Consider the following 26,939-nt stretch of genomic DNA (forward strand, 5'->3'; position numbering starts at 1 on the left):
CCGCCTTACCGACACGATGGGGGCAGACGTGATCGAGGTACAGCGACTCACCAAGTACTACGGACGGACCCTGGCCGTCGACGACCTCAGTTTCCGGGTCGAACCCGGCCGAGTGACCGGCTTCCTCGGCCCCAACGGCGCGGGGAAGTCGACCACCATGCGCGCCGTCATCGGACTCGACCGGCCCAGCTCCGGCCAGGTGCTGATCGGCGGCCGGTGCTACCAGGACCTGGACGCGCCGCTGCGGACCGTCGGGGCGCTGCTGGACGCCCGCTCCGCGCACGGTCGGCGCAGCGTCCGCGCCCACCTGCTGGGGCTGGCCCGCAGCAACCGGATCCCCGACCGTCGGGCCGACGAGATGCTGGAGCTGGTCGGCCTCGCGGCGGTGGCGGACCAGCGGGCCAAGGGGTTGTCGCTCGGCATGGCCCAGCGGCTCGGTGTCGCCGCCGCGCTGCTGGGCGATCCGCAGGTGCTGCTGCTGGACGAGCCGGTCAACGGACTCGACCCCGAAGGGGTGCTGTGGATCCGGCAGTTGATGAAGGGCCTGGCCCAGGAGGGGCGGGCGGTGCTGGTCTCCAGCCACCTGATGAGCGAGATGGCGCTGACCGCGAGCCACCTGGTGGTGATCGGCCGGGGCCGGCTGCTCGCGGAGATGTCCGTCGAGGAGTTCGTGTCGCAGGGCTCCCGCGGCGGGGTGGTGGTCACCACGCCGCAGCCGGAGCGGCTGCGCGAGGTGCTGGCGGCGCGCGGCCTGGAGCTGCGGGACGGGCCCGAGCGCAGCGTCGTCGAGGTGCACGGCGCGGACGTCCGGACGGTCGGCGAACTGGCCGCCGAGCACCAGGTCGTGGTCTACGGGATCAGCCCGGCGACGGTGTCGCTGGAAGAGGCGTTCATGGAGTTCACCGCCGGTGCCGTCGAGTACCGGGCGCGTCAGCAGGGGGCGGAGTGATGGCGGCGACCGTGGAGCGGCTGAGGCCGGCCGTGGCCTTCGAGTGGACCAAGGTGCGCACGCTGCGCTCCCTGTGGTGGAGCCTGGTCTGGTACGTCCTGCTGAGCGTCGTGGTGGGCCTGCTCACCGGTCTGCTGCTGCGCCGCAGTTACGCCGACCGGCCGGCGCCCGCCTCGTTCGACCCGATCTCCGCGGGCCACAGTGGCCTGCGGCTGGGGCTGATCGCGCTGGTGGTGTTCGGCGTGCTGATCGTCACCAGCGAGTACGCCTCCGGGACGATCCGCAGCTCGCTGGCGGCGGTGCCCCGGCGCGAGGTGTTCTACACCGCCAAGCTCGCCACCGGGGCGGCGGCCGCGCTGGTGGCGTCGGCGGTGGCGGTGCCGGTCGCGTTCTTCACCACGCAGGCGACCGCGGGCGGGGCGCCGACCGCCGGCCCGGCCGACCCGGGCGTGCTGCGGTCGCTGGTCGGGGCGGTGTTGTACGCGACCCTGCTGTGCCTGTTCTGCATGGGTCTGGCGGGCGTGCTGCGCAGTTCGGCGCTGACGCTGGGCATCCTGCTGCCGCTGTTCTTCACGGTCTCGACGATGCTGAGCAACCTGCCGGGGGTGCGCGTGGTGGCGCAGTTCCTGCCGGACGTGGCGGGCGGGCTGGCGCTCTACCGCGACCCGCCGGGGGACACCGTGCTGGGCGCCTGGAGCGGCCTGGGCGTGCTCGCGGTGTGGACGGCGCTGGTGGTGGCCGCCGGGTACGCGGCGGTGCGGCGCAGGGACGCCTGAGCGCGCAGCGACGGCAGGGGCCCGGGGAGTTCGCTCCCCGGGCCCCTGCGCGTGCGTGCGGTCAGCCGTGGATGATGCCGGAGATGCCGACGGCGGTGGTCTCCGCGTCGGAGCCGGGGCCGTACTTGGCGCGCCGGCGGGCCTTGCGGGCGGCCTTCTCCTCCTGCCGGCGGCGGGCCCCGTCGGCCTGCTGCTCGGATCCCTCGGGGGTGTCGGAGTTCTTGGACTTCTTTCCGAATCCGAACATGATCGCATTTCTCCTCGTGCGCTGCGGTGCGGTCCCCGGTGTTCTACCCGCCCGCGTGCGGGCCCATTCACGGCCAACTCGAGCGGAACTCGAATACCAATTGAATTCCGCTGTGTGACGGGCATCACATGACACTTTCCGTTGTGTCGAGTGTGAACGGCATGTAACTTCATTTCCGGCGACCTGACCGAGGTGCGTCAAACGGAATTCGGGATTCGAATCGGAGGTGATTTCCCATGGCTTTCGACGGCGACGTTTCTCTTGTCGAGGAGATCGCGGAGCAGGACTTCGACGGTGTCGCGTACGGCGCGTGCACCACGAACACGTTCTCGCTGAGCGACTGGCTCGGCAACAAGGGTGGTTGGTGCACCCTGACCAAGGAGTGCCAGCCGAACTGCAACTGACGTTGCGGAACGGCAGGTCCGGAATTCAACTCGGCTGAGGAGTTCGACAATGGAGAAGCAGGATTTCCTGGGCGCCTGGGACGAGCTGGAGCTGATCGAGCTGGGCGAGGAGGACGCGCACGGCGGTACCACCACCGTTCCGTGCTCCATCGCCATCACGGTCGCTGCCAGCAGCGCCTTCTGCCCCACCACCAAGTGCACCAGCAAGTGCTGACGCACGCCCGGTGAACCAGGCATGAGAAAGCCGGTGGAGTGGGGATCCCGCAATGATCCCCACTCCACCGGCGGACTGTTTCCCTTCCGCGCCCACGTCTGACGGAGCACAGAACAGGTGAATTCTCTCAACAGTTTTTATCCGGAGTTCGACAGCGCGGAAATCCAGGAGACCATCGAGCCGCTCGCCGCCTTCGACGGCGCCGTGCTGCCGTACCTCACCGCCGCGCACGTCTCACCACCTGACAGCCTATCACCGACCGTTCGGGCATGGACCGTCGCCGACGAGGCGTACCCGTTCCAGCGGATCGTCCGCGCGCTCGCCGCCGCCGTCTGCGCACCGGACCCGGTCGGCCGGTACGCGGCACTGTTCCAGGACCCCGAGCAGGTCACCCGGGAACTCCTCGCCCGCGCCGAGGCCCGGCTGAAGGACACCTGCGCCCGCGCGCTGGTCGCGGCCGTCAACAAGGCGTCCGGCGAGGGCCGGCTGGCCGGCGACACCCCGCAGGACCGCTACCGCTGCTTCGTCACCGGGGCCTGGCAGGACTCCCTCGCCGACTTCCCGGTGCTCGGCGCGGCGGTCTCGCACATCGTCCGCAACACCGTCGACGCCTTCACCGAGCAGTGCGAACGGCTGACCGCGGACCGCGCGGCGCTCGCCGAGCACTTCGGCATCGCCGCCGACGACCCGGTCGCCTCGATCGGCCGCTCCGACGGCGACAGCCACGCGCACGGCCGCAGCGTCGGCGTCCTCACCTTCGCCTCCGGCGCCCGGCTGGTCCTCAAGCCCCGCGACGTCTCCGGCGAGGCCGCGTACGAGCGGATCGCCGCCCACCTCGACCGGACCGCCGGCACCCGGCTGCCGGCCGCCCGCACCCTGGTGCGGGACGGCTACGGCTACGTCGAGTTCGTCGAGGCCGAGGACGTCCGCGAGGACGCCGGGCCGTTCATGCGGGCCTGCGGCGAACTCGGCGCGCTGCTCCACCTGCTGGACGCCCGGGACATGCACTTCGAGAACATCGTCGCCACCCGGCGCGGCCCCGTCCCGGTCGACCTGGAGACGCTGCTGCACCCCGCCAGGGTGCACGCCGGACCCCGGCCGGAGGCCGAGGGCAACGCGTACGACACCATCGCCCGCTCGCTGTACGGCGTCGGCATCCTGCCGCTGGTGCTCGCCGGGAAGGACGGCGACGCCGGCCACGTCGACCTCGGTTTCCTCGGCGGCGACAACCAGGGCACCGCGCCGTTCAAGGGACTGACCTTCGAGGAGCCGTTCACCGACCGGATCCGGATGGTCCTGCGGGCCCAGCCGGCCGAGCCGCGCGGCACCGTCGTCCCGGCCGCCGACGAGCGGCAGGTCCTGCGCCTCGCCGACGCGATGGCCGAGGGGTTCACCGCCGTCACCGGCGCGGTGCGGCGCGACCCGGACGGCTGGGCGGCGATGCTCCGGGAGGTCGCCGCCACGCTGCGGGTGCGCTACGTCCACAACCCGACGGCGCTGTACGCGCAGACCCTGCGGATGACCGCCTCGGCCGCCGCGATGGCCGACCCCGCGACCAACCTCGCGCTGCTCAAGCGGATCGCGATCGCCTCCAAGACCAGCGACCGCGGCATCGTCGCGGCCGAACTGCGCCAGCTCGCCGAACGCGACGTCCCGTACTTCACCGCGGATGCGACCGGCACCGCGCTGTACGACGCCGACGGCACGGACACCGGGGCCCGGCTCGACGCCTCGCCGCTGGACCGGGCGCTGGCCAAGGCGGCGGCCCTGGACGAGACCGCGGTGGACCGCCAGCTGACGCTGCTCTACTCGACCTTCTGCGCCCGCTTCCCCGACAACCACCTGAGCGGTGCGGCCGCCTGGAGCGCGCGGCGGGCGCCCGCCGAGCAGCGCGACCTGCGCGCGCTGGCCCGCCGGATCGCCGACGAGCTGGTCGCCACCAGCCTGCCCGACAAGTTCGCCCACCTGCCGCGCACCTGGATCGGACCGCTGGCCTCGGCCGCCGCGCAGCGCCCCTGGCCGTGCGGGGTGCTCGGCTACGACCTGTACACCGGGCGCAGCGGCCCGGCCCTCGCGCTCGCCGCGGCCGGCCGGCTGCTCGGCGAGGAGCGGTACGCCGACGTCGCCCGGCAGATCTTCTCGACCAGCGCCGACATCCTCGCCTCCCAGCGTTACGAGCAGCGCAGCGTCGAGCAGACCGGCCCGGGCGCGTACACCGGGATGACCGGCCTGCTGTTCGCCCTGCACGCGGCGGGGGAGCTGCTGGACGAGCCGGCCTGGGCCAAGGCCGCGCAGGAGGCGCTGCCCCTGGTGCTCGCCCAGCTCCCGGCCGAGGGCGGGCCGGCCGACGTGATCGGCGGCCTGGCCGGCACCGCGCGGGTGGTCGCCGCGGTCGGCGGCCCGCACGCCGCCGCCGCGCTGCCCGGACTGGTCGGGCGGCTGTGCGCGGCCGTCGAGCGGTCGGACCCGGCGTGGGCCGGGCAGTCCGGGTTCGCGCACGGCGTCGCCGGGATCCTGCACGCGCTGGGCGTGCTGCGCGGCTCGGCGGGCGAGGAGGCGGCCGGCCGGGTCGGGGCCGCGACCGGCCTGCTGCTGGAGCGGCTGGAGGCGTTCCACGACCCCGCGGTGGGCGACTGGTTCTCCAACACCGCGACACCCGACCGGTTCTCCACCGGCTGGTGCCACGGCGCGGCCGGCATCGCGCTGGCGCTCGCCGCCCACCCCGGCGCGCCCGACCGCGAGCGGCGGCTGGAGCAGGCGGTGGCCAACACCCTGCGGGTCGGTTTCGGCCGCAACCTCACCTGGTGCCACGGCGACCTGGGCAACCACGACGTGCTCACCGGGATCGCCGCCGCCCGCGGCGACCGGGAGCTGGCCGCCCGGCTGGCGCGGGTCGAGCGCGAGTGGCTGGTCCCGGAGGTGTTCGAGCGCAAGCTCGCCGACCGGCACAGCCGCTACGCGCACACCAACAGCGTCATGGTCGGCACCTCGGGCGTGCTGCTGCACCTGGTCAACCGGCTCGCGCCCGAGCTGCGGACCTCGCCGCTCGCGCTGACCGGCGGGGGTGCCTGATGGCCCGCCGCGTCCCCACGGTCACCCAGGTCACCCAGACCGAGTGCGGCCTGTGCTGCTGCATCGCGATCATGCGCCACTGGGGGCGCACCGAGGACTTCGTCACCGTCCGGCAGGACCTGGAGGCCGGCCGGGACGGGCTCGGCGCCAAGCAGCTGGCCGACTTCCTGCGCTCGCGCGGCATGCGGACCAAGATGTTCCGGGCCCGGCACATCGACGCGCTGAAGGGCTTCACCACCCCGGTGATCCTCTACTGGGAGGAGTACCACTTCGTCGTCCTGGAGCGCTTCGACGGCCGGACCGCGACCGTCATGGACCCGGCGGTCGGCCGGCGCCGGCTGACCCGCGCCGAACTGGAGCGCGGCTTCAGCGACGTGGTGATCGCCCCCGAGCCCGGCCCGGAGTTCCGCCGGCAGACCCTGCCGGCCACCCGCGACTGGCGCACCGTCCCGCTGTTCGCCGAGCGCTCACGGCCGCGGATGGCCCTGGTGGCGCTGCTCTCGCTCGGCGGGTACGGCGCGGTGCTGGGCGTGCCGGCGCTCACCAAGTGGGCGGTCGACCGGCAGGAGCACTGGCAGGACGCGGCGGGGCTCGCGGTGGTGATCGGGGCGCTCGCCGCAGCCGGCGCCGGCTACCTGCTGCTGTGGCTGCTGCGGGTGGCGGTGCTCTCCTCGCTGATCTCGGTGATGGGCCGTCACCTGATGGCGCACACCTTCCGCCGCCTGCTCGCGCTGCCGTACAAGTTCTTCACCACCCGGCAGCCCGGCGAGCTGCTGTTCCGGCTCAACACCGTCAACGCGGTGCGCGACCTGCTCTCCTCGCGGATCGCGCAGGGCGTCCTCGACGTCGGCACCCTGGTCTGCATCGGCGGCTACCTGTTCGTGGTCGAGTGGCGGCTGGGGCTGGTCGCCGCCGCGCTGTTCTCGGCCAACGCGCTGCACCTGTGGCTGACCCGCACCCGAGTCAAGGAGGTGACCGACGCGGAGATCAGCCAGGTCGGCCGCAGCCAGTCCACCCAGCTGGACGCGATCGTCTCCATCCCGACGATCAAGATGGGCGGCTACGCCGAGCAGTTCGCCGACGAGTGGGAGCACACCTACCAGGCCTCGCTGGACGCGATGCGCGCCCGGATGCGGCTCCAGCAGGGCTGGATCGCCGGACTCGCCGGCACCACCCAGATGTTCGGGCCGCTGGTGCTGCTGCTGGCCAGCCTCTACCTGGTCTCCCGCGGGGAGGTGACGCTCGGCTCGGCGATCGCCGTCCAGTCGGTGTCCGCCACCTACTTCTCGCTGTCCGGCTCGGTCTTCCAGATGTTCACCGAGTTCTCCGAGGCCTCCCGCTACATGGCCCGGATCAGCGACATCACCACCCACGAGCCGGAGCCCGCCGGCGGCGGGCTCACCACCCTCGCCGACACCTCGATCCGGCTGCGCGAGGTCGGCTTCCGGTACACCCGGCACAGCGACCCGGTGCTCAAGGAGGTGTCGCTGGACATCCCGGCCGGGGCCCGGATCGCCCTGGTCGGCGCCTCCGGCTCGGGCAAGTCCACCCTCGGCCGGCTGATCTGCGGGCTGCACCGGCCCACCGGCGGGACGATCGAGTTCGCCGGCCGCCCCGCGGACGACTACGACCGCACCTTCCTGCGCCGCCAGATCGGCTACATCCCGCAGGAGGTACACCTGCACAACCGGACCATCCTGGAGAACCTGACCCTCGGTCAGGACATCGACCCGGCCACGGTCCGCGAGTACTGCGCCTCCGTCGGCATCCTCGACTTCATCGACGACCTGCCGATGGGCCTGAAGACCCTGGTCTCCGAACTGGGCGCCAACTTCTCCGGCGGCCAGCGCCAGCGGCTCGCCATCGTCCGCGTCATGCTCCAGCGGCCCAGGATCATCGTGATGGACGAGGCGACCGCCTCGCTGGACACCCTGAACGAGCGCCGGGTCGCGCAGATCATCGAGGAGCTCGGCGCCACCCAGGTGATCATCGCGCACCGGCTGGCCACCATCCGGCACGCCGACCGGATCTACGTCTTCAGCGGCGGCCGGGTCATCGAGCACGGCACCCACCAGGAACTGATGGACAACCAGGCGGCCTACGCCGCCCTGTACACCGACGCGGACACCACCACTCTCACGGGCGGGACAGCATGACCGAGCCAGCCGTCACCATCCGGGCCTTCCTGCCCTTCTACACCCGGGCGCTGCCGCTGCCCCGGCTGCGCGACCTGCTCGGCCCCGACTTCGAGGACGCCGTCGCCGCCGAGCACCGCGGCGCGGTCGCCCACCGGCTGTGGGAGGTGGCCCTGTCCACCGTCGAGGGCCACGCCTACCGGACGCTGATCGCGGAGTTCCACCGCCACCGCGAGGCCCTGGGCCTGCCCCCCGACCCGGACAGCGCCACCGCCCTCGACGCCTTCACCGCCGGGCCGGGGGCCGACCGGCGGTACGCCGAGGTGCTGGAGCGCCACCCCGTGCTGGCCCGGCGCCTCGCCACGGTCACCCGCAACACCGCCGCCGCGTACGGCGAGGTGTTCACCGCCCACCTCAAGGACCGCGCGCCGCTGGCCGCCGCCCTCGGCCCGGCCGCGGCGGAGCGGATCACGGCCGTGGAGCCCGCCGGGTCCGACCCGCACAACGACAACCGCAGCGTCCTGTTCGTCACCACCGAGGGCGGCCTGCGCCTGGTGTACAAGCCGCGGCCGCTCACCGCCGACGACTTCGCCCGCGACCTGCTGGCCGCCGCGCAGCCGTACCTCGCCCACCCGATGGACGGCTGCGTCCCCGACTCGGTCACCGCCGACGGCCACGGCTGGCAGCTCTTCACCGCACCCGAGCCGATGCGCGCACCCGATCAGCCGGCGCGCTACTTCTACCGCTTCGGCGCGCTCACCTGCCTGCTCAGCGCGGTCGGCGCCACCGACCTGCACGACGAGAACCTGCTGGCGCACGGCGAGCACCCCTGCCTGATCGACACCGAGACCCTGGTGCGGGCCGACGCCGGCGTGGACAACGACACCCTGTCCAACACCCTGATCAACCACATGAAGAACTCGGTCACCTCCACCATGCTGCTCCCGGTGGTCAACCCCGGTGCCGTGATCGACGTGATGGTCTCCGGCGCCGGCGTGCTCGGCGAGCAGCAGTCGGCCATGCGCAAGCCCCAGGTCGTCGACGCCGGCACCGACGCCGTCAGGGTCGAGTGGGGCGGCATCAGCTACAGCCACCGCCTCAACGTGCCCCGGCTCGGGGCCACCGCCCTGCCGATCACCGCGCACGTCCCGGACCTGATGGCCGGCTACCGCGACGCGCTGGCCTTCCTGCGCTCCGGCGGTGCCGAGCAGGTCCTGGCCCGCCACCCCGGGCTGCCGGTGCGCTGCGTGCTGCGCACCACCGAGGTGTACGCCCGCTACCTGGACGCCTCCACCCACCCCAAGTACCTCGTCTCCCAGGCCGAGACCGACCGGCTCCACGGTCACCTGCACCGCTTCCCCCGGAAGCTGGAGAGCAGGCAGGCCGCCTGGCTGCGCCGGGCCGAGGCCGAGTCGCTGGACGGCGGGAACATCCCGTACTTCCTGACCCGGGGCGACTCCACCGGGCTCGCCTCGCACACCGGCGGCATCGAGGACTTCTTCACCGTCTCGGCCCTCGACAACGCCCGTCGGGGCGTCCGGATGGCGGCCGGCCGGCACGAGCACTACCACCAGTTCCTGATCGAGGAGTGCCTCGGCGACCTGACCGGCACCCCGGAGGGCCTGTCCGCGCACGGCGTCTTCCACGGCGCGGCCCTGACCATGGCCGCCCCCGGCGCCTGGGGCCCGCGGATCGCCGAGGTGATCGCCGACCTCGCCGTCCGGATCGACGCGCCCGACGGCCCGCAGGCGGGCTGGCTCGGCAGCATCGGACCCGACCGCGGCGCCGCCACCGTCACCCCCGGCAACCACATCGCCTTCCACGACATGGGAGGCATCGCCCGGCTGTACCGCACCGCCGCCCGCCGCGGCGCGCGGTTCGCCGAGCTGCGCGAGGCGTCCGACCGCGGGCTCGCCGCGCTGGTCGCGGACTACCCGCACACGCTCGCCACCATCCCCGAATCGGTGTTCTCCGGCCTCGCGTCCGTGCTGCTGGCCCGCCCGCACGCCGTCGACCGGGCCTGGCTGGACGCCCTGGTCCGCGAACTGGAGCAGCGCGGCGAGAAGCTGGAGGCCGACGTGGCCAACGGCCCGGCCGGCGTCCTGATGGTGCTGCTCTCCCGCGCCGAGCGCGGCCTGCCGGTCGACCGGGCGCACCTGGACGCGGTCCGCCGCCTCGCCTTCGCCCCCGACCGGGCGCGGCCGAGCGGTGCCCCGATGGAACTCGCCCACGGCGAGCTCGGCCTGTGGTGGGCCCGGGCCCGGGCCGGCCGGGTGCTCGACGAGCCCGCCGCGGCCCGGGAGGCCTTCGACTGGCTGGCCGAGCGGCTGCCCGGCCACCGGCCCGCCGTCACCGGGTGGTGCAAGGGCGCCGCCGGGGTGCTGCTGGCCGCCGCCGAGATCTGCCGGGCCGCCGGACGCACCGACTGGCTGGCCCGCGGCCCGCTGGCCGCGCTGGTCGACGCCGCCACCGAGCTCCCGGACGGGCCGGTGGAGCTCTCGGTCTGCCACGGCAGCAGCGGCGTGCAGCAGTCGCTGCTGGCCGCCGCCGGGCTCACCGGCGAGCGCACGCTCGCCGAGCAGGCGCTCGCCCACCAGGGCCGGGTGATCGAGCTGGCCCGCGAGCACGGCTACTACACCGGCGCCGCCGGCCGGACCTCGCTGATCGGCTACCTGCTCGGCTGGTCCGGCGTCGCCGACACCGACCTGATGCTGCTCGACCCCGAGGCCCTCGCCCACGGGGTCCCGGCCGCCCTGACCTGTTAGGAGACCCGGCCGTGCGCCACTCGATCGTGCTCCCGATCACCGCGGTCCGGCCCGAACAGGCCGTCCCGTTCGCCAACCTGGTCCGCTGGACCCGCGCCGCGCGGTTCTGGCAGGGACAGTCCCAGGTCATCGACAACCACCAGCTGGTCAGCTGGCTGGCGGGCATCGGCATCCGGGTGCCCAGCGGCTTCGGGGTCAACCTGACGCCGCTGCGCTCCCCGTACCACGCGGCGATGGAGGCCCGCAGCACCGCCCTGACCACCGGGCAGCAGGTGCTCGCCGCGTACGGCCCGGGCGCGGTGGACTACCAGCGCGGCATCCTCGGGCAGCCCTACCGCAGCCCGCTGACCGCCGTGCGGGAGTACGTGACGACCGTCCGCGCCCTGGTCAACGGCGAGTTCGTGGAGAGCGGGGGCGCGTACTACCCGACCACCGCCCGGATGGTGCCGATCCGCTCCGCCGACGTCCGGATCGGCCTCGGCGTGCTGCGGCCCAGGATGGCCGAGCTCGCCGGGGAGATCGCCGACGACGCGGTGGCCTGGCTCTGCCCACCCGACCACCTGCGCGACGTCCTGGTGCCCGCCGTGCGCAAGGGCAGCGCCGCGGCCGGGCGCGAGCCCGTCCCGGTGACCGCCATCGTGCCCTGCGCGCTCGCCCGGGACGGCCGGGACGCCGAGGAGCTCGCCTTCGCCACCTGCGGCATGCACCTCCAGGCGCCGCACTACCAGGACACCCTGCGGCAGGCCGGCATCCGGGTCACCGGCGAGCGCTCGGACGCCCGCAAGCTGATCGACGCCGGGCTGTTCCCGTACGGCACCGCCCGGGATGTGCGGGACGCCCTGCGCCGCTTCGCCGACGCCGGGGTGGCGGAGGTGGTGCTCAACGTCGTCGGCGTGGCCGCCACCCTCGGCGCCCGGGCGGCGGCCCAGGACCTGGAGGACATCCTCTCCGAGGTGTAGCCGCCCTACGCCCCGAGGACGATCTTTCGGACCGGCGGAACCGGGGCGGTCGGGAGGGCGGTGAGAGCGGTTAGTCTGGCCCCACCCGCCCTTACCGACGGAGGTACTCCGCCTTGCTGCACCTCGACCAGTGGATCGAGAGCGTCCCGCCGACCTCGGTGTACGCGCTCATCGGACTGATCATCGGCCTGGAGAGCCTCGGCATCCCGCTGCCCGGCGAGATCGCCCTCGTCACCGCCTCCCTGCTCGCCGCCCAGGGCGTCGTCAGCCCCTGGGGCGTCGCCCTGTGCGCCATCGCCGGCGCGATCATCGGCGACACCATCGGCTACGCCATCGGGCGCAGGGGCGGCCGGCCGCTGTTCGAGAAGCTCGGCCGGCGCTTCCCCAAGCACTTCGGGCCCGAACACCTGGCGACCGCCGAGCGGGCCTTCGACAAGTGGGGCATGTGGGCGGTCTTCTTCGGCCGCTTCATCGCCCTGCTGCGGATCTTCGCCGGGCCGCTGGCCGGCACCCTGAAGATGCCGTACTGGCGCTTCCTGATCGCCAACGTGCTCGGCGGCGTGGTCTGGGCCGGCGGCACCACGCTGCTGGTGTACCAGGTCGGCAAGGCCGCCGAGGAGTACCTCAAGGGCGCCTCCTACATCGGCCTCGGCGCGGCCGTGGTGTTCGGTGCCGGCTCCGCGCTGGTCCTCAAGCGCCGCGCCGCGAAGTCCCGCGCCGCGCACCCCGAGCAGTCCGGCGGCCCGAGCGGCGAGCCCGTGCCGCCGATGCAGCCCGCGCGGCCCGTCGAGCAGCCCGCCGACTGACGGGCTGTCGCCGCCGACCGTGATCGCAGGTCCGCTAGGGTCGGGCCGACGGAGCGCACACGGAGCCAGCCCTGGAGGCAGCGGTGAGCCAGCAGCAGTGGACAGCGGTCGACGAGTACTTCAGCGAGGTGCTGATCGGCCACGACGAGCCGCTCGAAGCGGCCCTCGCCGCGGCCGACGCCGCCGGGCTGCCGCACATCAACGTCGCCCCGAACCAGGGCAAGCTGCTCCACCTGCTGGCCCGCACCGTCGGCGCCCGGCGGATCCTGGAGGTCGGCACCCTCGGCGGGTACAGCGCGATCTGGCTGGCCCGCGCGCTGCCCGAGGACGGCCGGCTGATCACCCTGGAGCTCGACCCGGCGCACGCCGCCGTCGCCACCGCCAACCTGGCGCACGCCGGCTTCGCCGACACCGTCGAGGTCCGGGTCGGCCGCGCCGCCGACAGCCTGGAGCAGCTGGTCGAGGAGGGCGGCGACCCCTTCGACCTGGTCTTCATCGACGCCGACAAGCCCAGCAACCCGCTGTACTACCAGCGCGCCCTGGAGCTCACCCGCCCCGGCTCGCTGATCGTCGTCGACAACGTGGTGCGCGGCGGAGCGGTCGCCGACGCCGACAGCACCGACCCGGCGATCGTCGGCACCCGGCACATGCACGACCTGATCGCCGCCGAGCCGCGGGTCAGCGCCACCTCCGTCCAGACCGTCGGCACCAAGGGCTACGACGGCTTCACCCTGATCCGCGTGGAGGGCTGACCCGTGCGCATAGGACTGCTCGGCACCGGACCCTGGGCGGGCTTCGTGCACGCCCCCGCCCTCGCCGCGCACCCCGGCGCGGAGTTCGCCGGCGTCTGGGGCCGCCGCCCCGAGGCCGCCCGCGAACTCGCCGAGGCGCACGGCGTGCGCGCGTACGGGAGCGTCGAGGAACTGCTCGCCGACGTGGACGCGGTCTCCATCGCCCTGCCGCCCGAGGTCCAGGCCCGGTACGCGGTGCAGGCCGCCGAGGCCGGCCGCCACCTGCTGCTCGACAAGCCGGTCGCGGTGACCGTCGCCGACGCGGCCGCGGTCGCCGGCGCGGTGGAGGAGCGCGGCCTCGCCTCGGTGGTCTTCTTCACCGTCCGCTTCGGCGGCGAGCAGGCGCCCTGGCTGGCCGAGCAGGCCGCGCGCGAGGACTGGTTCACCGCCCGCTGCGAGTGGATCGGCGCGGTCTTCACCACCGACAGCCCGTACGCCGCCTCCGCCTGGCGGCGGGAGAAGGGCGCGCTGTGGGACGTCGGCCCGCACGCCCTGTCCGTCCTGCTGCCGGTCCTCGGCGACGTCGAGAAACTGACCGCCGCGCCCGGGCCCGGGGACACCGTCCACCTGGTGCTGCGGCACGCCGGCGGCGCCTCCAGCACCGTCACCCTCAGCCTCACCGCCCCGCCCGGGGCCGCCGTCGACGGCGTCGCCTTCGAGCTGCGCGGCGCCGGCGGCGTGAGCGCCATGCCGGGGCGCGGCGAGCACCCGACGGCCGCCTTCGGCCGGGCCGTGGACGCGCTGCTCGCCGCCGCCGACGGGGGCCCGGCGCACCCGTGCGACGCCGCCTTCGGGCTGCGGGTGGTCGAACTCCTCGCCGAGGCCGAGCGGGCGCTGACCGCGTAGCGCGGATCAGTCCGAGGGGCGTTCGAAGACCAGGTCGCCCGCCCGGGCCAGCACCTGCGGGCGGGTGCGGCCCGGGTGGTCGGCGGCCAGCCAGTGGTGGCCGATCGCCACGCAGAAGGCGAGCAGCGCGCGGGCCTCCACCTCGTCCGGGTCGGCGCAGGAGGCGCCGATCGCCTCGCGCAGCAGGGCCATCCGCCGGTTGTCGACCCGGCGCAGCCGCTCCGCGACCCCCGCGTCCCGCCGCGCCCAGTCGCGCACCGCCAGGTCGACCGGCAGCAGCCGCTCGGAGAAGGTCAGCGTGCCCGCCCGGGTCGCCCGGGTCCGCGGGTCGCCGCCCTCGCGCTCCACCTGCGCGATCACCTCGTCGACGCTCTCCCGCTCCCAGGCGTCCAGCACCTCGCCGAGCAGGGCGTCGCGGTCGGCGAAGTGCCCGTAGAAGCCGCCCTTGGTGACGCCGATCCGCTTCGCCAGCGCCTCGACGCGCACCGCGTCCGGCCCGCCGTCGGCCAGAGCCCGCAGGCCCTCCTCCACCCACCGCTCGCGCGGGGTGCGCGCTGTCGCCGCCACGGCCTCTCCTGCCTTCCTCCCGCCGCCCGGCGGGGCCTGTGTACGCCACCGTACAAATAGGTCTAGCCTGGTTCTGTACGCAAGCGTATACATGGGGGAGGCAGTCATGAAACGTGCCCGCACGGCCTACACCGCACAGCCTTGGCGGATCCACGAGTACACCCGCGACTTCCGGGTCGAGGACGTCTGGTCCTTCCGCACCCCCGGCGCCGGGCCCGAGGACTTCCCGGTGATGCTCGACGCGATGCGCTCCGACGGCGGCTTCGGCCGGCAGTCGCCCGCCGCTCGGCTGCTCTTCGCAGTGCGCTGGAAGCTCGGGGCGCTGCTCGGCTGGGACGACGACCGGGCCGGACTCGGCGCCCGGGTCCGGTCGCTGCGCGAGCGGATCCCCGAGGAGCTGCGCCGCACCACCGAGGGCGTCGCCCCGGACGGCACCCCGTTCAGCCCGGTGTACCTGCTGCCGACGGAGTCCGCCGCCGAGATCGCCAACCGGACGGTCCACGCGGTGATGCACCTGGGCTGGGCGCCGGCCGACGCCGGCGGGTACGAGCTGCGGATGGCCGTCCTGGTGAAGTCGAACGGGCGGCTCGGCCGGCTGTACATGGCGCTGATCGCCCCGTTCCGGTACCTGGTCGTCTACCCCGCGCTGACCCGGCAGTGGGAGCGGGCCTGGCGGGAGCGGGGGCGCGGCCGGGGTTAGAGCTTCGGTCGGCGGTCCGCCGGGCGGCGGGGCGGGATGGGGACGGACGGGAAGTCGCGGGAGCCGGTCCACAGGGCCGGCACCGCGTCGCTGCGGCGGGCCAGCTCGTACACCAGCGCCTCGTAGTTGACCCGCCAGCCCCGGAAGTGCGGCCACGCCTCCTCGGCGGTCCGCTCCTTGCGGAAGCCGCTGGCCACCACCATCGCCACCGCCGCGTCGAACTCGTGGAAGCTCAGCCGGATCGGGCCGTCCGGGTCCGGGTCCGGGTCGAAGTCGATGCGCAGCGTCCGGGCGATGTCGCGCAGCGCGGTGAAGCCGGCCCGCAGCACCAGCCGGGCCTCCGGCGGTGCCGTGCGCGGGTCGAGGGCCAGCTGCATCGCGGCCGCGTCCAGCACCGCGGTCAGGCCGACCACCCAGCTGCGGTGCGGCTGCGGCGAGCGGAAGGAGATCAGCACCGGGTAGTTGGAGTGGCTCTCGCCGAGGTCCGCCGCCAGCCGCTCCCAGTCCCGGTAGAGCTCCGGCAGTGCGGTCTCGGTCGACACCAGCGACTGCCGGGCCAGCAGCTCCGGCCCCCAGGCCGGCTCGCCGGCCCGGGACTGCAGCAGGGTGACCTCCAGCTCCCGGCGGTTGTACGCGCCGTACAGCGTCGGCAGGTAGGCGATCAGCAGCGCGATGATCAGCGGGCCGGTGGCCGCCGCCATGAAGTCGATCACCGACAGGTGCAGCCGCTCGCCGCTCGCGAAGCCCAGCGTGAACAGGCTCGACCCGGCCTCCCGGAAGGACACCGCCCAGGTGAGGTCCGAGGTGCCGTGCAGCAGCAGCGTGTACGCCAGCAGCATCCCGCCCAGCCAGGTGGTCAGCATGCCGACCAGGATCAGCGGCGCCAGCCAGGTCTGCGCCCGGTCGATCGCCGGGTACCCGCCGCCGAACGGCGCCGTCGCCAGTCGCAGCCCGGCGCGCAGCAGCGCCCAGATCCGGAACACCAGCGCCGAGTACAGCCCGCGCGGCACCACCAGGGTGCGCAGGATGCCCGCGATGGTGATGCCGAACAGGGCGAGCCCGGCCAGGGTGAAGATCACGCTCATGGCGTCATTGTGTCGTGTCCCGGCGCGAGGGCCGAGGTCAGGCGGCTCCGACCGGCCAGACCACCGCGCCCCGGCGGGTCAGCAGCGGCTCGGCGACCTGGCTCGCCGGCGACCGGAGCTGGCCCAGCACCACCGGGCCCTCGATCCCGGTCAGCCCGGCGAGCTCCGCCAGCAGCTCCCCGAGCGGCCCGAACTCCTCGGCGCGGACGCTCCGGTGCGCCGTCAGCACCCAGCCGTCGGGCGCCTCGGTGAGCTCGCCCGCGCAGTCGAGCAGCGCGGGGGAGGGCGGCGCGGGGGAGGGCGGCGCGGCGTCGGGCGTCGCGGGGGAGCCGGGATCCCCGAGGTGGCCGCGGAGGGCGGCCAGTCGGTGCCCGGGGGTGGTGGCGGGGAGGCGGACGGACAGCGTCAGCTCGTAGGCGTCGGTCATCCGGCTCACGTTAGCCGCCGGGCGGCCAGTGCGGCGGCGTCCGGCCACACCAGGCGGAGCTTGTACGGGGTGCCGTCGAGCCGCTCCGGCCGGCCGCCGGGCGGGGCGACCGGGACGCGCTCCACCGGGCTGCCGCCGAGCGCGCGGTAGAACGCCCGGGCGGCGGTGTTCCGCTCGTGCACCCACAGGTGGAGGGCGGGCCCGGCGGCCCGTTCGGCGGCCGCGGCGGCGGCCCGGGTGAGCAGCTCGGTGCCGAGGCCGGAGCGGTGGCGGCCGTGGACGACGTGCAGGTTGTCGACCAGGCTGCCGTGCACCGCGTCCTCGTCCGGCACCAGGTGGACGAAGCCGAGCAGCGACCCCGGCGGGTCCTCGGCGAGCAGCGTCACCGCGCCGGCCGGGGCGGCCAGCCGCGCGGACCAGACCGTGCGGCGGTCCGAGAGGATGTCGCCGTCCAGGTACGCGTCGGCGTACGCGCCGCGGTAGTGGCGGCGCCAGCTGTCGGTGTGCAGCCGCGCCACCTGCTCGGCGTCCTCGGGGCGGGCGGGGCGGAACTGCGGCGTCGCCGGCATGGGGGTCCTCCTCGGGGGTCCGGGGTTTCGCCGCAGGCTAGGCGGGTCCCCGGCGGGGCGTCCACGCAGTTTCGGTCCGTGGAACGGCAGCTGACGTGCCGTCGGCCGCCGGTGCAGGAATCTGTCAGGTGTGTGTCAGACCCATTGACCGCTCCGCCGGCGGACCGGAAGGATGCCCGCCGATCCGCTCTCCCGTCTCCGACACCTTCGGACGGTCCCATGGCTACGCGCGTAAACCTTCTTCCCCGTCGGCTGGTCCGGCCGCTGCGGTGCGCCGCGGTCCTCTCGGTGCTCGCCTCGTTCGCGGTCTTCTTCGCCGGCGTCCAGCAGGCCCAGGCGGCCCCTGCCTGCGCCGTCCTCTCCTCCGGCGCAGCCCCGCAGGCCGAGGCCGCGGTCCGCTCCGCCTGCGGCCTGATCGGCACCCCCTACTCCTGGGGCGGCGGGCACGGCGCCACGCCCGGCCCCACGTACGGCATCTGCGACGCGTCCAACGGCGCGCCCAACGACTGCAACGTGCGCGGACTCGACTGCTCCGGCATGGTCCGCTACGCGTACTACCTCGCCGTCGGCAGCGACGTGATCAACGGCACCACCCGCACCCAGTGGCCGTCCTCACGGGCCGTCGCCCGCTACTACCGCGGCGACGGCACGGCACCGCTGCTCCCCGGCGACCTGGTGTTCTACGGCGACACCGCATCGACCATCCACCACGTCGCGATCTACCTCGGCCAGGGGTACATCGCGGAGGCCCCGTACTCCGGCGGCCGCGTCCAGGTCGCCACGCTGTACTCGCACGGCGACTACTACGGATCCATCCGCCTGTACGGCCCCGGTGGCGGCGGCACCACGCCGCCGCCGTCCACGCCGGGCCAGTACTGGGTGGACACCTTCGCCAACGCCCCGGTCTACGGTTCGCCGACCAGCACGGTGGCGACCGGGACGCTGTACCAGGGCACCAACTACGTGTTCTGCAAGGCGTGGGGCCGGGAGATCTCCAGTGGTGGGAGCTTCAACCACTGGTGGCTGAAGACGGATCCGGACGTCGGTCCGGGCGGTCAGTGGGTGTCGGCGTTCTACCTGTCGCGGTGGGGCAACGACGTGGCCAAGGACAACAACGGCGTGACCGTTCCCGACTGCGCCGGAGGCGGCGCCCCGCCCGCCACCGGCAAGTACTGGGTGGACACCTTCGCCAACGCCCCGGTCTACGGTTCGCCGACCAGTACGGCGGCGACCGGGACGCTGTACCAGGGCACCAACTACGTGTTCTGCAAGGCGTGGGGCCGGGAGATCTCCAGTGGTGGGAGCTTCAACCACTGGTGGCTGAAGACGGATCCGGACGTCGGTCCGGGCGGTCAGTGGGTGTCGGCGTTCTACCTGTCGCGGTGGGGCAACGACGTGGCCAAGGACAACAACGGCGTGACCGTTCCCGACTGCTGAGGGGCGGGTGGTCCTCCCGTGTTCGCGCGCGGGAGGACCACCCGGCGTCAGCGGGCCGGGTCGTGGTGGCGCGGCCGGGCGACGGTGCGCCAGGGCCAGCGGGCGGCCAGCCAGCGGTCCAGTTCGGCGGCCAGCTCGCGCTCCAGCGTGGGGCCGTGGCCGTCCGCCGTCCAGTAGGCGAGCTCGGCGTCGGCGGTGCCCCCGGTGGCCGGGTCGAGGTAGACGCAGCCGAGCTGGCGGCCGTCGCCGGGGGCGGTGAGCGCGTAGGCGAAGGAGGTGCGGCGGGTGAACTCCTGCTGGTGCCAGGCCAGCTGGATGAGGTCCTGCTCCTCGGTGAGGCCCGGCGGCGGCCACTGCCAGGACTCGCCGTACCTCGCCCAGAGGCGGTCGCGGGAGGCCGTCACCAGGGCGTGGTCCTCCGGGACGTCCCGGATGGTGATCGGACGCAGCTCGAAGCGGGCGGCCGACAGCCCCTGCGGCACCGCGAAGTCGACCGGGACGAACGGCCGGTGCCGGGCCGCGGCCGGCACGGCCGGCGGGGCGGACTCGCCGGTCAGGACGGCGCGGTGCGCGGCGACCAGCCCCGGCCCGGGGTCCACGCCCAGCTCCTCGGCCAGCCTGACGCGGGTGCGGCCGTACAGCGCCAGGGCCTCGGCCGAGCGGCCGGACGCGTGCAGGGCCCGCAGCAGCAGGGCGAGCGGCGCCTCGCGCAGCGGGAACTCGGCGGCGGGCTGCCACAGCCGGGAGACCGCGGCCTGCGGGCGGCCGAGCAGCAGGTCCGTCTCGGCGGCGGCCTCCACCGCGGCCAGCCGCAGCTCCTCCAGCCGCTCGCACGGCCAGCGCAGCCGCGCCGAGACCGCGTCCCCGCCGAGCACCGGGCCGCGCCACAACCGCAGGGCTGCGGCGAGCGGGTCGCGGGCACCCTCGGCGTCGCCCTCGGCCAGCCGGGCGCGGCCCTCGGCGAGCAGCCGCTCGAAGCGCAGGGCGTCCACCTGCTCGGGATCCACCGCGAGGCGGTAGCCGCCGCCCGGCTCGGCCAGCAGCGCGGGGCGGCCCGGGCCCTCGGGCCCGCCCGGCGCGTGCGGCTCACGCGGTGCGCGGGGCTCGCGGGGCGCGTGGGGCGCGTGGGGCGGGCCCGCGGCGGAGAGCAGGCCGCGCAGCCGGGAGACGTAGCTCTGCAGGGTGTTCACCGCGCTGGCGGGCTCGCGCCCGTCCCAGACCGCGTCGACCAGGTCGGCGAGCGGGACCGTCCGGCCCGCCGCGAGCAGCAGCGCGGCCAGCACGGCGCGCTGGCGCGCCCCGCCGAGCGGCAGCGGACGGCCCGCGGAGCGCACCCGCAGCGGCCCGAGCACGTCCAGCTCCCACGGCTCGCCGGCCACCGTGCCACCGCCTTCCCCGTCGCTCCCCGAGATCCCGGCGACCAGTCTCGCAGGGCGCGTGAACACCTTGCACGCGGATTGCACGCGGCCCCGGGCACGCTGTCCCGGTAGCGACCCCTCACCCGAAGGAGCGAACCCCGTGAGCACCGTACGCCCGGCCACCGTCGACGACGCCGAGGCGATCTGCGACCTCCTCAACCAGGTCGACCTGCTGGAGATCGGCCGCGCCGAGACCGAGCTGCACGAGGTCGCCGCCGACCTGCGCCACCCCGACGTGGACCTCGCCCGCGACTCCTGGCTGCTGATCGGCGAGGACGGCCGCCCGGTCGGCTACGGCCTGCTGCGCGACCCGTCCGGCGGAGGGCGGCTCGACCTCGACCAGTACGTGCTGCCCGAGCAGCAGGCCGGGGCACTGCGCCTGTTCGAGCTGATGGAGGCCCGCGCGGTCGAACGCGCCGCCGCCAACGGCGCCGACCGGGCCGTCCTGCACCTGCTGCTGAACAGCGCGCCGACCGTGGACACCGCCGCGATGCAGGACCGCGGCTGGCAGGCGGTCCGCCGCCACCACGTGCTCACCCGCGCCGTCGACCCGGCGGCCGACCCGGCCCCGGCCCCCTTGCCCGGCCTCACCCTGCGCGCGTGCCGCACCGAGGCCGACCGGCGGACCGCGCACCGGCTGCTCCAGGAGTCCTTCGCCGAGCACTTCGACTTCCAGCCGCGCGGCTACGAGCAGTGGCTGGCGGACATCGACGGCGCCCACGCCGACTGGACGCTCACCTGGATCGCCACCCTCGCCGGCCGGGGCGACGTCGCGGTGCTGCGCACCCGCGACGACCGGGCGGCGTGCGGCTGGGCCTCCCAGCTCGGCGTCCTCGCGGACGCCCGCGGCCGGGGCGTCGGCGGGCACCTGCTGCGCTGGTTCTTCGCCCAGTACGCCGCGCGCGGCCGCGACCGGGTCGGCCTCGGCGTCGACACCGCCAACCGCAGCGGCGCGCCCGCGCTCTACCGGCGGCACGGCATGGCCGTCGACTTCGCCGTCGACACCTGGGAGCTCACCCTGCCCGTACCGGCCGTGGTATGACGGACCGTCGGTAGAGGCGGACCGCCGGTGGCGGCGGCGCGGCGAGAGGCGGCGGTCGTGGGGCTGGACCTGTTGCGGGCGAAGATCTCCCGGGGGTTCGACCAGTTGGACGCGGACGGCGACGGGCGGCTCACCGAGGCGGACCACCGGGCGATGGGCACCGCGGTGGCCCGCTCGCTGGGCCACCCGGAGGGCTCGGCCGAGGAGCGGAAGGTGGTCGACGCCTACCTGGGGATCTGGCGGGAGGTGCACCTGCCGCACCTGCCGCCCGGCACGGACGCCGTCACCCGGGAGGTGTTCCTGCGCTCCACCGGCTCGCTCGCCGACCGCCCCGAGGTCGCCCGCGCGGCGCTCGACGGGCTCGCCGAGACCTTCCTCGCCCTCGCGGACACCGACGGCGACGGAGTGGTGGACGCCGACGAGTTCTTCGTCTTCCAGCGCGGCCACTTCCCGCTGCTGGAGCGCGCGGCGGCGGACGAGGCCTTCCGGCACCTGGACCGGGACGGCGACGGCACGCTCTCCCGCGAGGAGTTCGTCACCGCGATCCTCGAGTACTGGACCAGCACCGATCCCGACGCTCCCGGCAACTGGTGGACCGGCCGTCCGACGGCCGCGCGGTAGCACAGGCTCAGCCGGGCAGGGCGGCCAGGACGGGTGCGGTGGAGTCCTCGGCCGCCAGGCGGGTGGCGAGGGCGCGGGCGCGGTCGGTGAAGGCGGGGTCGACGGTGGCGGCGCGCAGGGCGGCGGCGAGGTGCCCGGGGGTCACCCGGCGCAGCGGGAGGGCCGCGGGGGCCACGCCGAGGGCGACCTGGCGGGACGCCCAGAACGCGGCGTCGAACTGGACCGGCACCGGTACGGACGGCACCCCGGCCCGCAGGGTCGCGGCCGTGGTGCCGGCGCCGCCGTGGTGCACCACGGCGGCCGTGCGCGGGAAGAGCAGGCTGTGCGGCAGCTCGTCCACGGTGAGCACGTCCTCGCCCTCGGCGTGCAGGCCGGCCCAGCCGCGCTGGACGATCCCGCGCAGGCCCGCGGTGCGCAGCGCGGTGACCACGGTCCGGCTGAGCCGCTCGGGGTCGGGCACGGTGGCGCTGCCCAGCCCGACGTACACCGGCGGCGGGCCGGAGGCGAGGAAATCCTCCACCGCGGCCGGGAGCCGGGCGTCCGGGGGGTCGTACGGCCACCAGTAGCCTGCCAGCCGCAGCCCGGGCCGCCAGTCGCGCGGCCGGGGGACCACCAGCGGGCTGAAACCGTGCAGCACCGGCCAGTCCTGGCGCTCGCGGGCCCGCCGGGAGGCCCGCGGACCGCTCGGCGGCAGGCCGAGGCGGTGCCGGACGTTGCGCACCGCGCCGCGGAAGACCTCCTCCAGCGCGAGGTTCACGCCCTGCCCGGCGAGCCGGTTGGCGAACGGCCCCCAGGACCCGGCGGTGACCAGCGGCGGCGCGAAAACGGCGGTGGCGTCGATCGGTTGGAGGTTCAGGCCGACGGTGGGCAGGCCCAGGCCGGCGCCGATCGCGTGGCCGAGCGGCGCGAAGGAGGCGGACAGCAGCAGCGCGTCGGCCTCCCGGGCGGCGGCGAGCAGGTCGTCGGTCATCCGGCCGACCAGCGAGCGGGCCATCGACAGCATCCGGACCAGCTTCGCGGCGCCGCCGGCACTGCGGTGCAGGCCCTGCCCGCGGCCGGACTCCAGCACCGCGCGCGGATCCACCGGCAGGGCGTGGAAGCCCAGCCCGGCGTCGGCGGCCAGCCCGGCGAAGCGCTCGTGGGTGACCAGGGTGACCCGGTGGCCGGCCTGCTCCAGCGCATGCCCCAGACCGGTGAACGGCGCCACGTCGCCCCGCGACCCGGCCGTCATCAACGCCACCCGCATGCCTGCCAGTATCGACGACCGCCCGCCCGACGGGCAGTGCGCCGCGCCGGTCGTGCTAGCTTCGCGCGCATGTCCGGACCCGATGCCACCGCCGATGCCACCGCCGAGACCACCGCCGATGCCACTGCCGAGATCACCGCTCTGACCGGCGCGTTCTTCGCCGCCTTCGACAGCCGGGAAGGCCGGGTGCCGCCGCTGGAGACGCTGCGCGGGCTGTTCGTGCCGGGCGGGCTGCTGGCCGTCACCGCGCCCGCGTACGCGTGCTGGGGCGTGGAGGAGTTCGTCGAGTCCCGGCGCGCGGTGCTGCTGCCGGGCGGGCGGGTCACCGAGTTCGCCGAGTGGGAGACCGGGGGGCGGACCGAGCTGTTCGGCGGGATCGCCTCGCGCTTCGCCGAGTACGCCAAGTCGGGCCGCCTGGACGGGGATCCGTTCGCCGGCGGCGGGGCGATCGCCTTCCAGTGCGTGCGCACCCCCGAGGGCTGGCGGATCACCTCCGCCGTCTGGCACGACCACGCCTGAGAAAGTGTTGGGTAATTGATCAACTGCTTGGTGTGATGCCCTGGCGGTGATCTTTGCGGCCACGGTGTCCGTGAAGATCACCGCCATGTGTGTCTGTGCGTGCAAGCCTTCCTATTCCTCGTCGTTGACGGATGCCCAGTGGGCGGTGATCGAGCCGCTGCTGCCGGTGCGGGATCCGCGCAGGGCGGGTCGGCCGCTGAAGTTCCCGCGCCGGCTGGTCGTGGACACGGTGCTGTATGTGCTGGTCAGCGGTTGCGCCTGGCGGTTGGTGCCGCACGATCTGGCCCCGTGGGACGCGGCCTACCGGTGGTTCCGGGCCTGGACTGCGGACGGCACCTGGAACCGGGTCCACGACACGCTGCGCGAGCGGGTGCGGGTGGCGGACGGGCGGGATCCGCAGCCCTCGGCGGCGGTGCTGGACTCGCAGTCCGCCCGCAGCCACCAGGGCGGGCAGGCGGTCGGCTACGACGCGGGCAAGCGCGTGCGGGGCCGCAAGCGGCACCTGCTGGTGGACACCTGCGGACTGGTGCTGCGGGCGGTGGTGCACTCGGCCTCGGTGCAGGACCGGGCGGGCGCGAAGTTGGTTCTCGCCGGGATCCGGAGCTCGTTTCCGCAGGTCGGGCTGGTCTGGGTGGACGGCGGATACGTGAACGTGGTCGACGCGGGACTGGTCGGCTGGGCGGCCGAGCACGAAGGGCTGGAGATCGTTGCGGTGCCGCGCAACGCCGATGTGAAAGGGTTCCAGGTACTGCCCCGCAGGTGGGTGGTCGAGCGGACATTCTCCTGGCTGGGACGGTGCAGACGGTTGGCACGGGACTACGAGCGCAAGACCGCGCACGCCGAAGCGATGATCAAGGTCGCGATGATCCGGCTCATGGCCGCCCGCCTCGCCGGCGAGGAGATCGAACCGCACGGTCCCATCGAGACCGAAGCGGCCCGCCGCCTCGCCGACGACCTCAAGAACGAGTGATCATCCGATTACCCAACACTTTCTGAGCCGGGCGCACCGGCTCCGGGAACGCCGGACCGGGCCGGCCCGTGGTGGGCCGGCCCGGTCGGGGGAGTGCGTCAGACCAGGTCGAACCGGTCCAGGTCCATGACCTTGGCCCAGGCCGCGACGAAGTCCGCCACGAACTTCTGCTTGGCGTCGTCGCTCGCGTACACCTCGGCCAGCGCCCGCAGCTCGGAGTTGGAGCCGAACACCAGGTCGGCCCGGGTGCCGGTCCACTTGACCGCGCCGTTCGCGTCGCGGCCCTCGAACGCGCTGCCGTCCGAGGAGGTCGCCGTCCAGGTGGTGCCGAGGTCCAGCAGGTTGACGAAGAAGTCGTTCGTCAGCGTGCCGGGCGCGGTGGTGAACACGCCGTGCGCCGACTCCTGGTGGTTGGCGCCGAGCACCCGCAGGCCGCCGACCAGGACGGTCATCTCGGGCGCGCTCAGGGTGAGCAGGTTGGCCTTGTCGATCAGCAGGAACTCGGCGGGCAGGCGGGTGCCCTTGCCGAGGTAGTTGCGGAAGCCGTCCGCGGCCGGCTCCAGCGCGGCGAAGGACTCGGTGTCCGTCTGCTCCTGCGAGGCGTCGACGCGGCCCGCGTGGAACGGCACCTCGACCGTGAAACCGGCGTCCTTGGCGGCCTTCTCGACGCCCGCGTTGCCCGCGAGGACGACCAGGTCGGCGAACGAGATGTGCTTGCCGCCGGTGTTGAAGGACGCCTGGACGCCCTCCAGGGTGCGCAGCACCTGGGCGAGCCGGTCCGGGTCGTTGACCTCCCAGCTGCGCTGCGGCTCCAGGCGGATCCGGCCGCCGTTGGCGCCGCCCCGCTTGTCGCTGCCGCGGAAGGACGAGGCGGCGGCCCAGGCGGTGGAGACCAGCTGGGCGACGGTCAGGCCGGAGTCGAGCACCTGCTGCTTGAGCGCGGCCAGGTCGGCGGCGGTGGGCAGCTCGCCGGTGCGGGCCGGCAGCGGGTCCTGCCAGAGCAGTTCCTCGCTGGGCACCTCCGGGCCCAGGTAGCGGACGACCGGGCCCATGTCACGGTGCGTCAGTTTGTACCAGGCGCGGGCGAAGGCGTCCGCGAACTGGTCCGGGTTCTCGTAGAAGCGCCGGGAGATCGGCCCGTACACCGGGTCGAAGCGCAGCGCCAGGTCGGTGGTGAGCATGGTCGGCAGGTGCTTCTTCGCCGGGTCGAAGGCGTCCGGGACGACCGCCTCGGCGTTCTTCGCCACCCACTGGTGGGCACCGGCCGGGCTCTTGGTGAGCTCGTACTCGTACTCGAAGAGGTTGTGGAAGAAGCCGTTGCTCCACCGGGTCGGCGTGGTGGTCCAGGTGACCTCCAGACCGGAGGTGATCGCGTCCGCGCCCTTGCCGCTGCGGAAGCTGCTCCGCCAGCCGAGGCCCTGCTCCTCCAGCGGAGCGTCCTCGGGGTCGGCGCCCACGTTGTCGGCCGGGCCGGCGCCGTGGGTCTTGCCGAAGGTGTGGCCGCCGGCGATGAGGGCGACGGTCTCCTCGTCGTTCATCGCCATCCGGTGGAAGGTCTCGCGGATGTCGCGCGCCGCCGCGATCGGGTCCGGATTGCCGTTGGGGCCCTCCGGGTTGACGTAGATCAGGCCCATCTGGACGGCGCCGAGCGGGCTCTCCAGGTTGCGGTCGCCGGTGTAGCGCTCGTCGCCCAGCCAGGTGGTCTCCGGGCCCCAGTAGACGTCCTCCTCCGGCTCCCAGACGTCCTCGCGGCCGCCGCCGAAGCCGAAGGTCTCGAAGCCCATCGACTCCAGCGCGACGTTGCCGGCCAGGACCATCAGGTCCGCCCAGGACAGGCTCTGGCCGTACTTCTTCTTGACCGGCCACAGCAGGCGGCGGGCCTTGTCCAGGTTGGCGTTGTCCGGCCAGCTGTTCAGCGGGGCGAAGCGCTGCTGGCCGGCGCCCGCGCCGCCGCGGCCGTCGCTGATCCGGTAGGTGCCGGCGCTGTGCCACGCCATCCGGATGATGAACGGGCCGTAGTGGCCGAAGTCGGCGGGCCACCAGTCCTGCGAGGTGGTGAGCGCGGTCTCGATGTCCCGCTTCACCGCGGGCAGGTCCAGCGCCGTGAACGCCGCCGCGTAGTCGAAGTCCTCACCGAGCGGGTTCGCCACCGCGGGGTTCTTGGCGAGGATCTTCAGGTTGAGCCGCTGCGGCCACCACTGGCGGTTGCCGCCGCCCTGGGTCGGATGCAGCGCCCTGCCGTGCGGGACCGGGCAGCCGCCACCCCCCTGGGGCTCCTCGGTGACGATGGGCTCGTTGTTCTCAGACATGGGAATCCTTCCGGAACGGGGCGGATCACGGTGCTGAAGAAGCGATTTTGTTTGACGTCCTCGGA

25 protein-coding genes are annotated in these 26,939 nt (G+C 74.3%); 17 read left to right on the forward strand and 8 right to left on the reverse strand.

Annotated features, from left to right (window positions below):
* The first annotated feature begins 28 nt into the window (after positions 1-28).
* Positions 29-949, forward strand: a complete 921-nt coding sequence (locus tag ABEB06_RS34355; protein ID WP_345700832.1) for an ATP-binding cassette domain-containing protein — start codon at positions 29-31, stop codon at positions 947-949.
* Positions 949-1,725, forward strand: coding sequence for an ABC transporter permease (locus ABEB06_RS34360; RefSeq protein WP_345700833.1), 777 nt, complete (start codon positions 949-951; stop codon positions 1,723-1,725). Before ABEB06_RS34355 ends, ABEB06_RS34360 begins: the two co-directional genes overlap by 1 nt.
* A gap of 61 nt (positions 1,726-1,786) precedes the next feature.
* Here ABEB06_RS34360 and ABEB06_RS34365 read toward each other — a convergent pair whose 3' ends face one another.
* A complete protein-coding gene (locus ABEB06_RS34365; RefSeq protein WP_345700834.1) occupies positions 1,787-1,972 on the reverse strand; it encodes a hypothetical protein in 186 nt (61 codons plus the stop codon).
* Positions 1,973-2,208: 236 nt separating this feature from the next.
* On the opposite strand from ABEB06_RS34365, the gene ABEB06_RS34370 reads away from it, so the two are divergent.
* The 9 genes from ABEB06_RS34370 (at position 2,209) to ABEB06_RS34410 (ending at position 13,964) form a co-directional block, all read left to right on the forward strand.
* Positions 2,209-2,376 (forward strand): plantaricin C family lantibiotic, encoded by a 168-nt coding sequence (locus tag ABEB06_RS34370; protein WP_345700835.1) that lies wholly within the window; start codon positions 2,209-2,211, stop codon positions 2,374-2,376.
* Positions 2,377-2,425: 49 nt separating this feature from the next.
* On the forward strand, positions 2,426-2,590 hold the full coding sequence (locus ABEB06_RS34375; protein ID WP_345700836.1) for a class II lanthipeptide, LchA2/BrtA2 family: 165 nt from the start codon (positions 2,426-2,428) through the stop codon (positions 2,588-2,590).
* A gap of 117 nt (positions 2,591-2,707) precedes the next feature.
* Positions 2,708-5,662 (forward strand): type 2 lanthipeptide synthetase LanM family protein, encoded by a 2,955-nt coding sequence (locus ABEB06_RS34380; RefSeq protein ID WP_345700837.1) that lies wholly within the window; start codon positions 2,708-2,710, stop codon positions 5,660-5,662.
* A complete protein-coding gene (locus ABEB06_RS34385) occupies positions 5,662-7,818 on the forward strand; it encodes a peptidase domain-containing ABC transporter (RefSeq protein ID WP_345700838.1) in 2,157 nt (718 codons plus the stop codon). Before ABEB06_RS34380 ends, ABEB06_RS34385 begins: the two co-directional genes overlap by 1 nt.
* A complete protein-coding gene (gene lanM, locus ABEB06_RS34390; RefSeq protein ID WP_345700839.1) occupies positions 7,815-10,562 on the forward strand; it encodes a type 2 lanthipeptide synthetase LanM in 2,748 nt (915 codons plus the stop codon). Before ABEB06_RS34385 ends, lanM begins: the two co-directional genes overlap by 4 nt.
* Positions 10,563-10,573: 11 nt before the next feature.
* Positions 10,574-11,521, forward strand: a complete 948-nt coding sequence (locus tag ABEB06_RS34395) for an LLM class flavin-dependent oxidoreductase (RefSeq protein WP_345700840.1) — start codon at positions 10,574-10,576, stop codon at positions 11,519-11,521.
* 116 nt (positions 11,522-11,637) lie between these two features.
* Positions 11,638-12,327 (forward strand): DedA family protein, encoded by a 690-nt coding sequence (locus tag ABEB06_RS34400; RefSeq protein WP_345702084.1) that lies wholly within the window; start codon positions 11,638-11,640, stop codon positions 12,325-12,327.
* Positions 12,328-12,410: 83 nt separating this feature from the next.
* The gene (locus tag ABEB06_RS34405) at positions 12,411-13,079 is read left to right on the forward strand and encodes an O-methyltransferase (protein WP_345700841.1); all 669 of its coding nucleotides are present in this window, start codon (positions 12,411-12,413) and stop codon (positions 13,077-13,079) included.
* 3 nt (positions 13,080-13,082) lie between these two features.
* Positions 13,083-13,964 (forward strand): Gfo/Idh/MocA family protein, encoded by an 882-nt coding sequence (locus ABEB06_RS34410; RefSeq protein ID WP_345700842.1) that lies wholly within the window; start codon positions 13,083-13,085, stop codon positions 13,962-13,964.
* Positions 13,965-13,970: 6 nt separating this feature from the next.
* Here ABEB06_RS34410 and ABEB06_RS34415 read toward each other — a convergent pair whose 3' ends face one another.
* On the reverse strand, positions 13,971-14,531 hold the full coding sequence (locus ABEB06_RS34415) for a TetR/AcrR family transcriptional regulator (RefSeq protein WP_345700843.1): 561 nt from the start codon (positions 14,529-14,531) through the stop codon (positions 13,971-13,973).
* A 106-nt stretch (positions 14,532-14,637) separates the two neighbouring features.
* Between ABEB06_RS34415 and ABEB06_RS34420 the strand changes: the two genes are divergently transcribed.
* On the forward strand, positions 14,638-15,231 hold the full coding sequence (locus ABEB06_RS34420) for a DUF2867 domain-containing protein (protein WP_345700844.1): 594 nt from the start codon (positions 14,638-14,640) through the stop codon (positions 15,229-15,231).
* On the opposite strand, the gene ABEB06_RS34425 is transcribed toward ABEB06_RS34420, so the two are convergent.
* The 3 genes from ABEB06_RS34425 to ABEB06_RS34435 are packed head-to-tail and all read right to left on the reverse strand — an operon-like array spanning position 15,228 to position 17,312.
* Entirely contained in the window at positions 15,228-16,316 is a 1,089-nt protein-coding gene (locus ABEB06_RS34425; RefSeq protein WP_345700845.1) for a hypothetical protein, read from the reverse strand. The two genes, ABEB06_RS34420 and ABEB06_RS34425, sit on opposite strands and share 4 nt — an antisense overlap.
* Before the next feature lie 37 nt (positions 16,317-16,353).
* Complete coding sequence (locus tag ABEB06_RS34430) at positions 16,354-16,743, reverse strand: hypothetical protein (protein ID WP_345700846.1); 390 nt, start codon at positions 16,741-16,743, stop codon at positions 16,354-16,356.
* Positions 16,744-16,748: 5 nt separating this feature from the next.
* A complete protein-coding gene (locus tag ABEB06_RS34435; RefSeq protein WP_345700847.1) occupies positions 16,749-17,312 on the reverse strand; it encodes a GNAT family N-acetyltransferase in 564 nt (187 codons plus the stop codon).
* A 219-nt stretch (positions 17,313-17,531) separates the two neighbouring features.
* Here ABEB06_RS34435 and ABEB06_RS34440 point away from each other — a divergent pair, with 219 nt between their 5' ends.
* Positions 17,532-18,749: a C40 family peptidase gene (locus ABEB06_RS34440; protein ID WP_345700848.1), complete on the forward strand. Its 1,218-nt coding sequence runs from the start codon at positions 17,532-17,534 to the stop codon at positions 18,747-18,749.
* 47 nt (positions 18,750-18,796) lie between these two features.
* On the opposite strand, the gene ABEB06_RS34445 is transcribed toward ABEB06_RS34440, so the two are convergent.
* Entirely contained in the window at positions 18,797-20,128 is a 1,332-nt protein-coding gene (locus ABEB06_RS34445; RefSeq protein WP_345700849.1) for a GNAT family N-acetyltransferase, read from the reverse strand.
* Between the two features lie 139 nt (positions 20,129-20,267).
* Between ABEB06_RS34445 and ABEB06_RS34450 the strand changes: the two genes are divergently transcribed.
* A complete protein-coding gene (locus tag ABEB06_RS34450; RefSeq protein ID WP_345700850.1) occupies positions 20,268-21,209 on the forward strand; it encodes a GNAT family N-acetyltransferase in 942 nt (313 codons plus the stop codon).
* Between the two features lie 57 nt (positions 21,210-21,266).
* Entirely contained in the window at positions 21,267-21,830 is a 564-nt protein-coding gene (locus ABEB06_RS34455; RefSeq protein ID WP_345700851.1) for an EF-hand domain-containing protein, read from the forward strand.
* Between the two features lie 7 nt (positions 21,831-21,837).
* Here ABEB06_RS34455 and ABEB06_RS34460 read toward each other — a convergent pair whose 3' ends face one another.
* Complete coding sequence (locus ABEB06_RS34460) at positions 21,838-23,076, reverse strand: glycosyltransferase (RefSeq protein ID WP_345700852.1); 1,239 nt, start codon at positions 23,074-23,076, stop codon at positions 21,838-21,840.
* A 69-nt stretch (positions 23,077-23,145) separates the two neighbouring features.
* Here ABEB06_RS34460 and ABEB06_RS34465 point away from each other — a divergent pair, with 69 nt between their 5' ends.
* Entirely contained in the window at positions 23,146-23,595 is a 450-nt protein-coding gene (locus ABEB06_RS34465; protein ID WP_345700853.1) for a DUF4440 domain-containing protein, read from the forward strand.
* Positions 23,596-23,680: 85 nt separating this feature from the next.
* Positions 23,681-24,565: an IS5 family transposase gene (locus tag ABEB06_RS34470; protein WP_345696298.1), complete on the forward strand. Its 885-nt coding sequence runs from the start codon at positions 23,681-23,683 to the stop codon at positions 24,563-24,565.
* Positions 24,566-24,663: 98 nt separating this feature from the next.
* Here ABEB06_RS34470 and katG read toward each other — a convergent pair whose 3' ends face one another.
* A complete protein-coding gene (katG, locus tag ABEB06_RS34475) occupies positions 24,664-26,874 on the reverse strand; it encodes a catalase/peroxidase HPI (RefSeq protein ID WP_345700854.1) in 2,211 nt (736 codons plus the stop codon).
* Positions 26,875-26,939: the final 65 nt, after the last annotated feature.

It is taken from the genome of Kitasatospora terrestris (assembly GCF_039542905.1).
Lineage (GTDB): Bacteria > Actinomycetota > Actinomycetes > Streptomycetales > Streptomycetaceae > Kitasatospora > Kitasatospora terrestris.

Bases quoted from the DNA above. Each gene is read 5' to 3' on its own strand.
- ABEB06_RS34360 (WP_345700833.1), top strand. From the start codon at position 949: ATGGCGGCGACCGTGGAGCGGCTGAGGCCGGCCGTGGCCTTCGAGTGG.
- ABEB06_RS34365 (WP_345700834.1), bottom strand. From the start codon at position 1,972: ATGTTCGGATTCGGAAAGAAGTCCAAGAACTCCGACACCCCCGAGGGA.
- ABEB06_RS34370 (WP_345700835.1), top strand. From the start codon at position 2,209: ATGGCTTTCGACGGCGACGTTTCTCTTGTCGAGGAGATCGCGGAGCAG.
- ABEB06_RS34375 (WP_345700836.1), top strand. From the start codon at position 2,426: ATGGAGAAGCAGGATTTCCTGGGCGCCTGGGACGAGCTGGAGCTGATC.
- ABEB06_RS34385 (WP_345700838.1), top strand. From the start codon at position 5,662: ATGGCCCGCCGCGTCCCCACGGTCACCCAGGTCACCCAGACCGAGTGC.
- lanM (WP_345700839.1), top strand. From the start codon at position 7,815: ATGACCGAGCCAGCCGTCACCATCCGGGCCTTCCTGCCCTTCTACACC.
- ABEB06_RS34420 (WP_345700844.1), top strand. From the start codon at position 14,638: ATGAAACGTGCCCGCACGGCCTACACCGCACAGCCTTGGCGGATCCAC.
- ABEB06_RS34425 (WP_345700845.1), bottom strand. From the start codon at position 16,316: ATGAGCGTGATCTTCACCCTGGCCGGGCTCGCCCTGTTCGGCATCACC.
- ABEB06_RS34430 (WP_345700846.1), bottom strand. From the start codon at position 16,743: ATGACCGACGCCTACGAGCTGACGCTGTCCGTCCGCCTCCCCGCCACC.
- ABEB06_RS34435 (WP_345700847.1), bottom strand. From the start codon at position 17,312: ATGCCGGCGACGCCGCAGTTCCGCCCCGCCCGCCCCGAGGACGCCGAG.
- ABEB06_RS34440 (WP_345700848.1), top strand. From the start codon at position 17,532: ATGGCTACGCGCGTAAACCTTCTTCCCCGTCGGCTGGTCCGGCCGCTG.
- ABEB06_RS34460 (WP_345700852.1), bottom strand. From the start codon at position 23,076: ATGCGGGTGGCGTTGATGACGGCCGGGTCGCGGGGCGACGTGGCGCCG.
- ABEB06_RS34465 (WP_345700853.1), top strand. From the start codon at position 23,146: ATGTCCGGACCCGATGCCACCGCCGATGCCACCGCCGAGACCACCGCC.
- ABEB06_RS34470 (WP_345696298.1), top strand. From the start codon at position 23,681: ATGTGTGTCTGTGCGTGCAAGCCTTCCTATTCCTCGTCGTTGACGGAT.
- katG (WP_345700854.1), bottom strand. From the start codon at position 26,874: ATGTCTGAGAACAACGAGCCCATCGTCACCGAGGAGCCCCAGGGGGGT.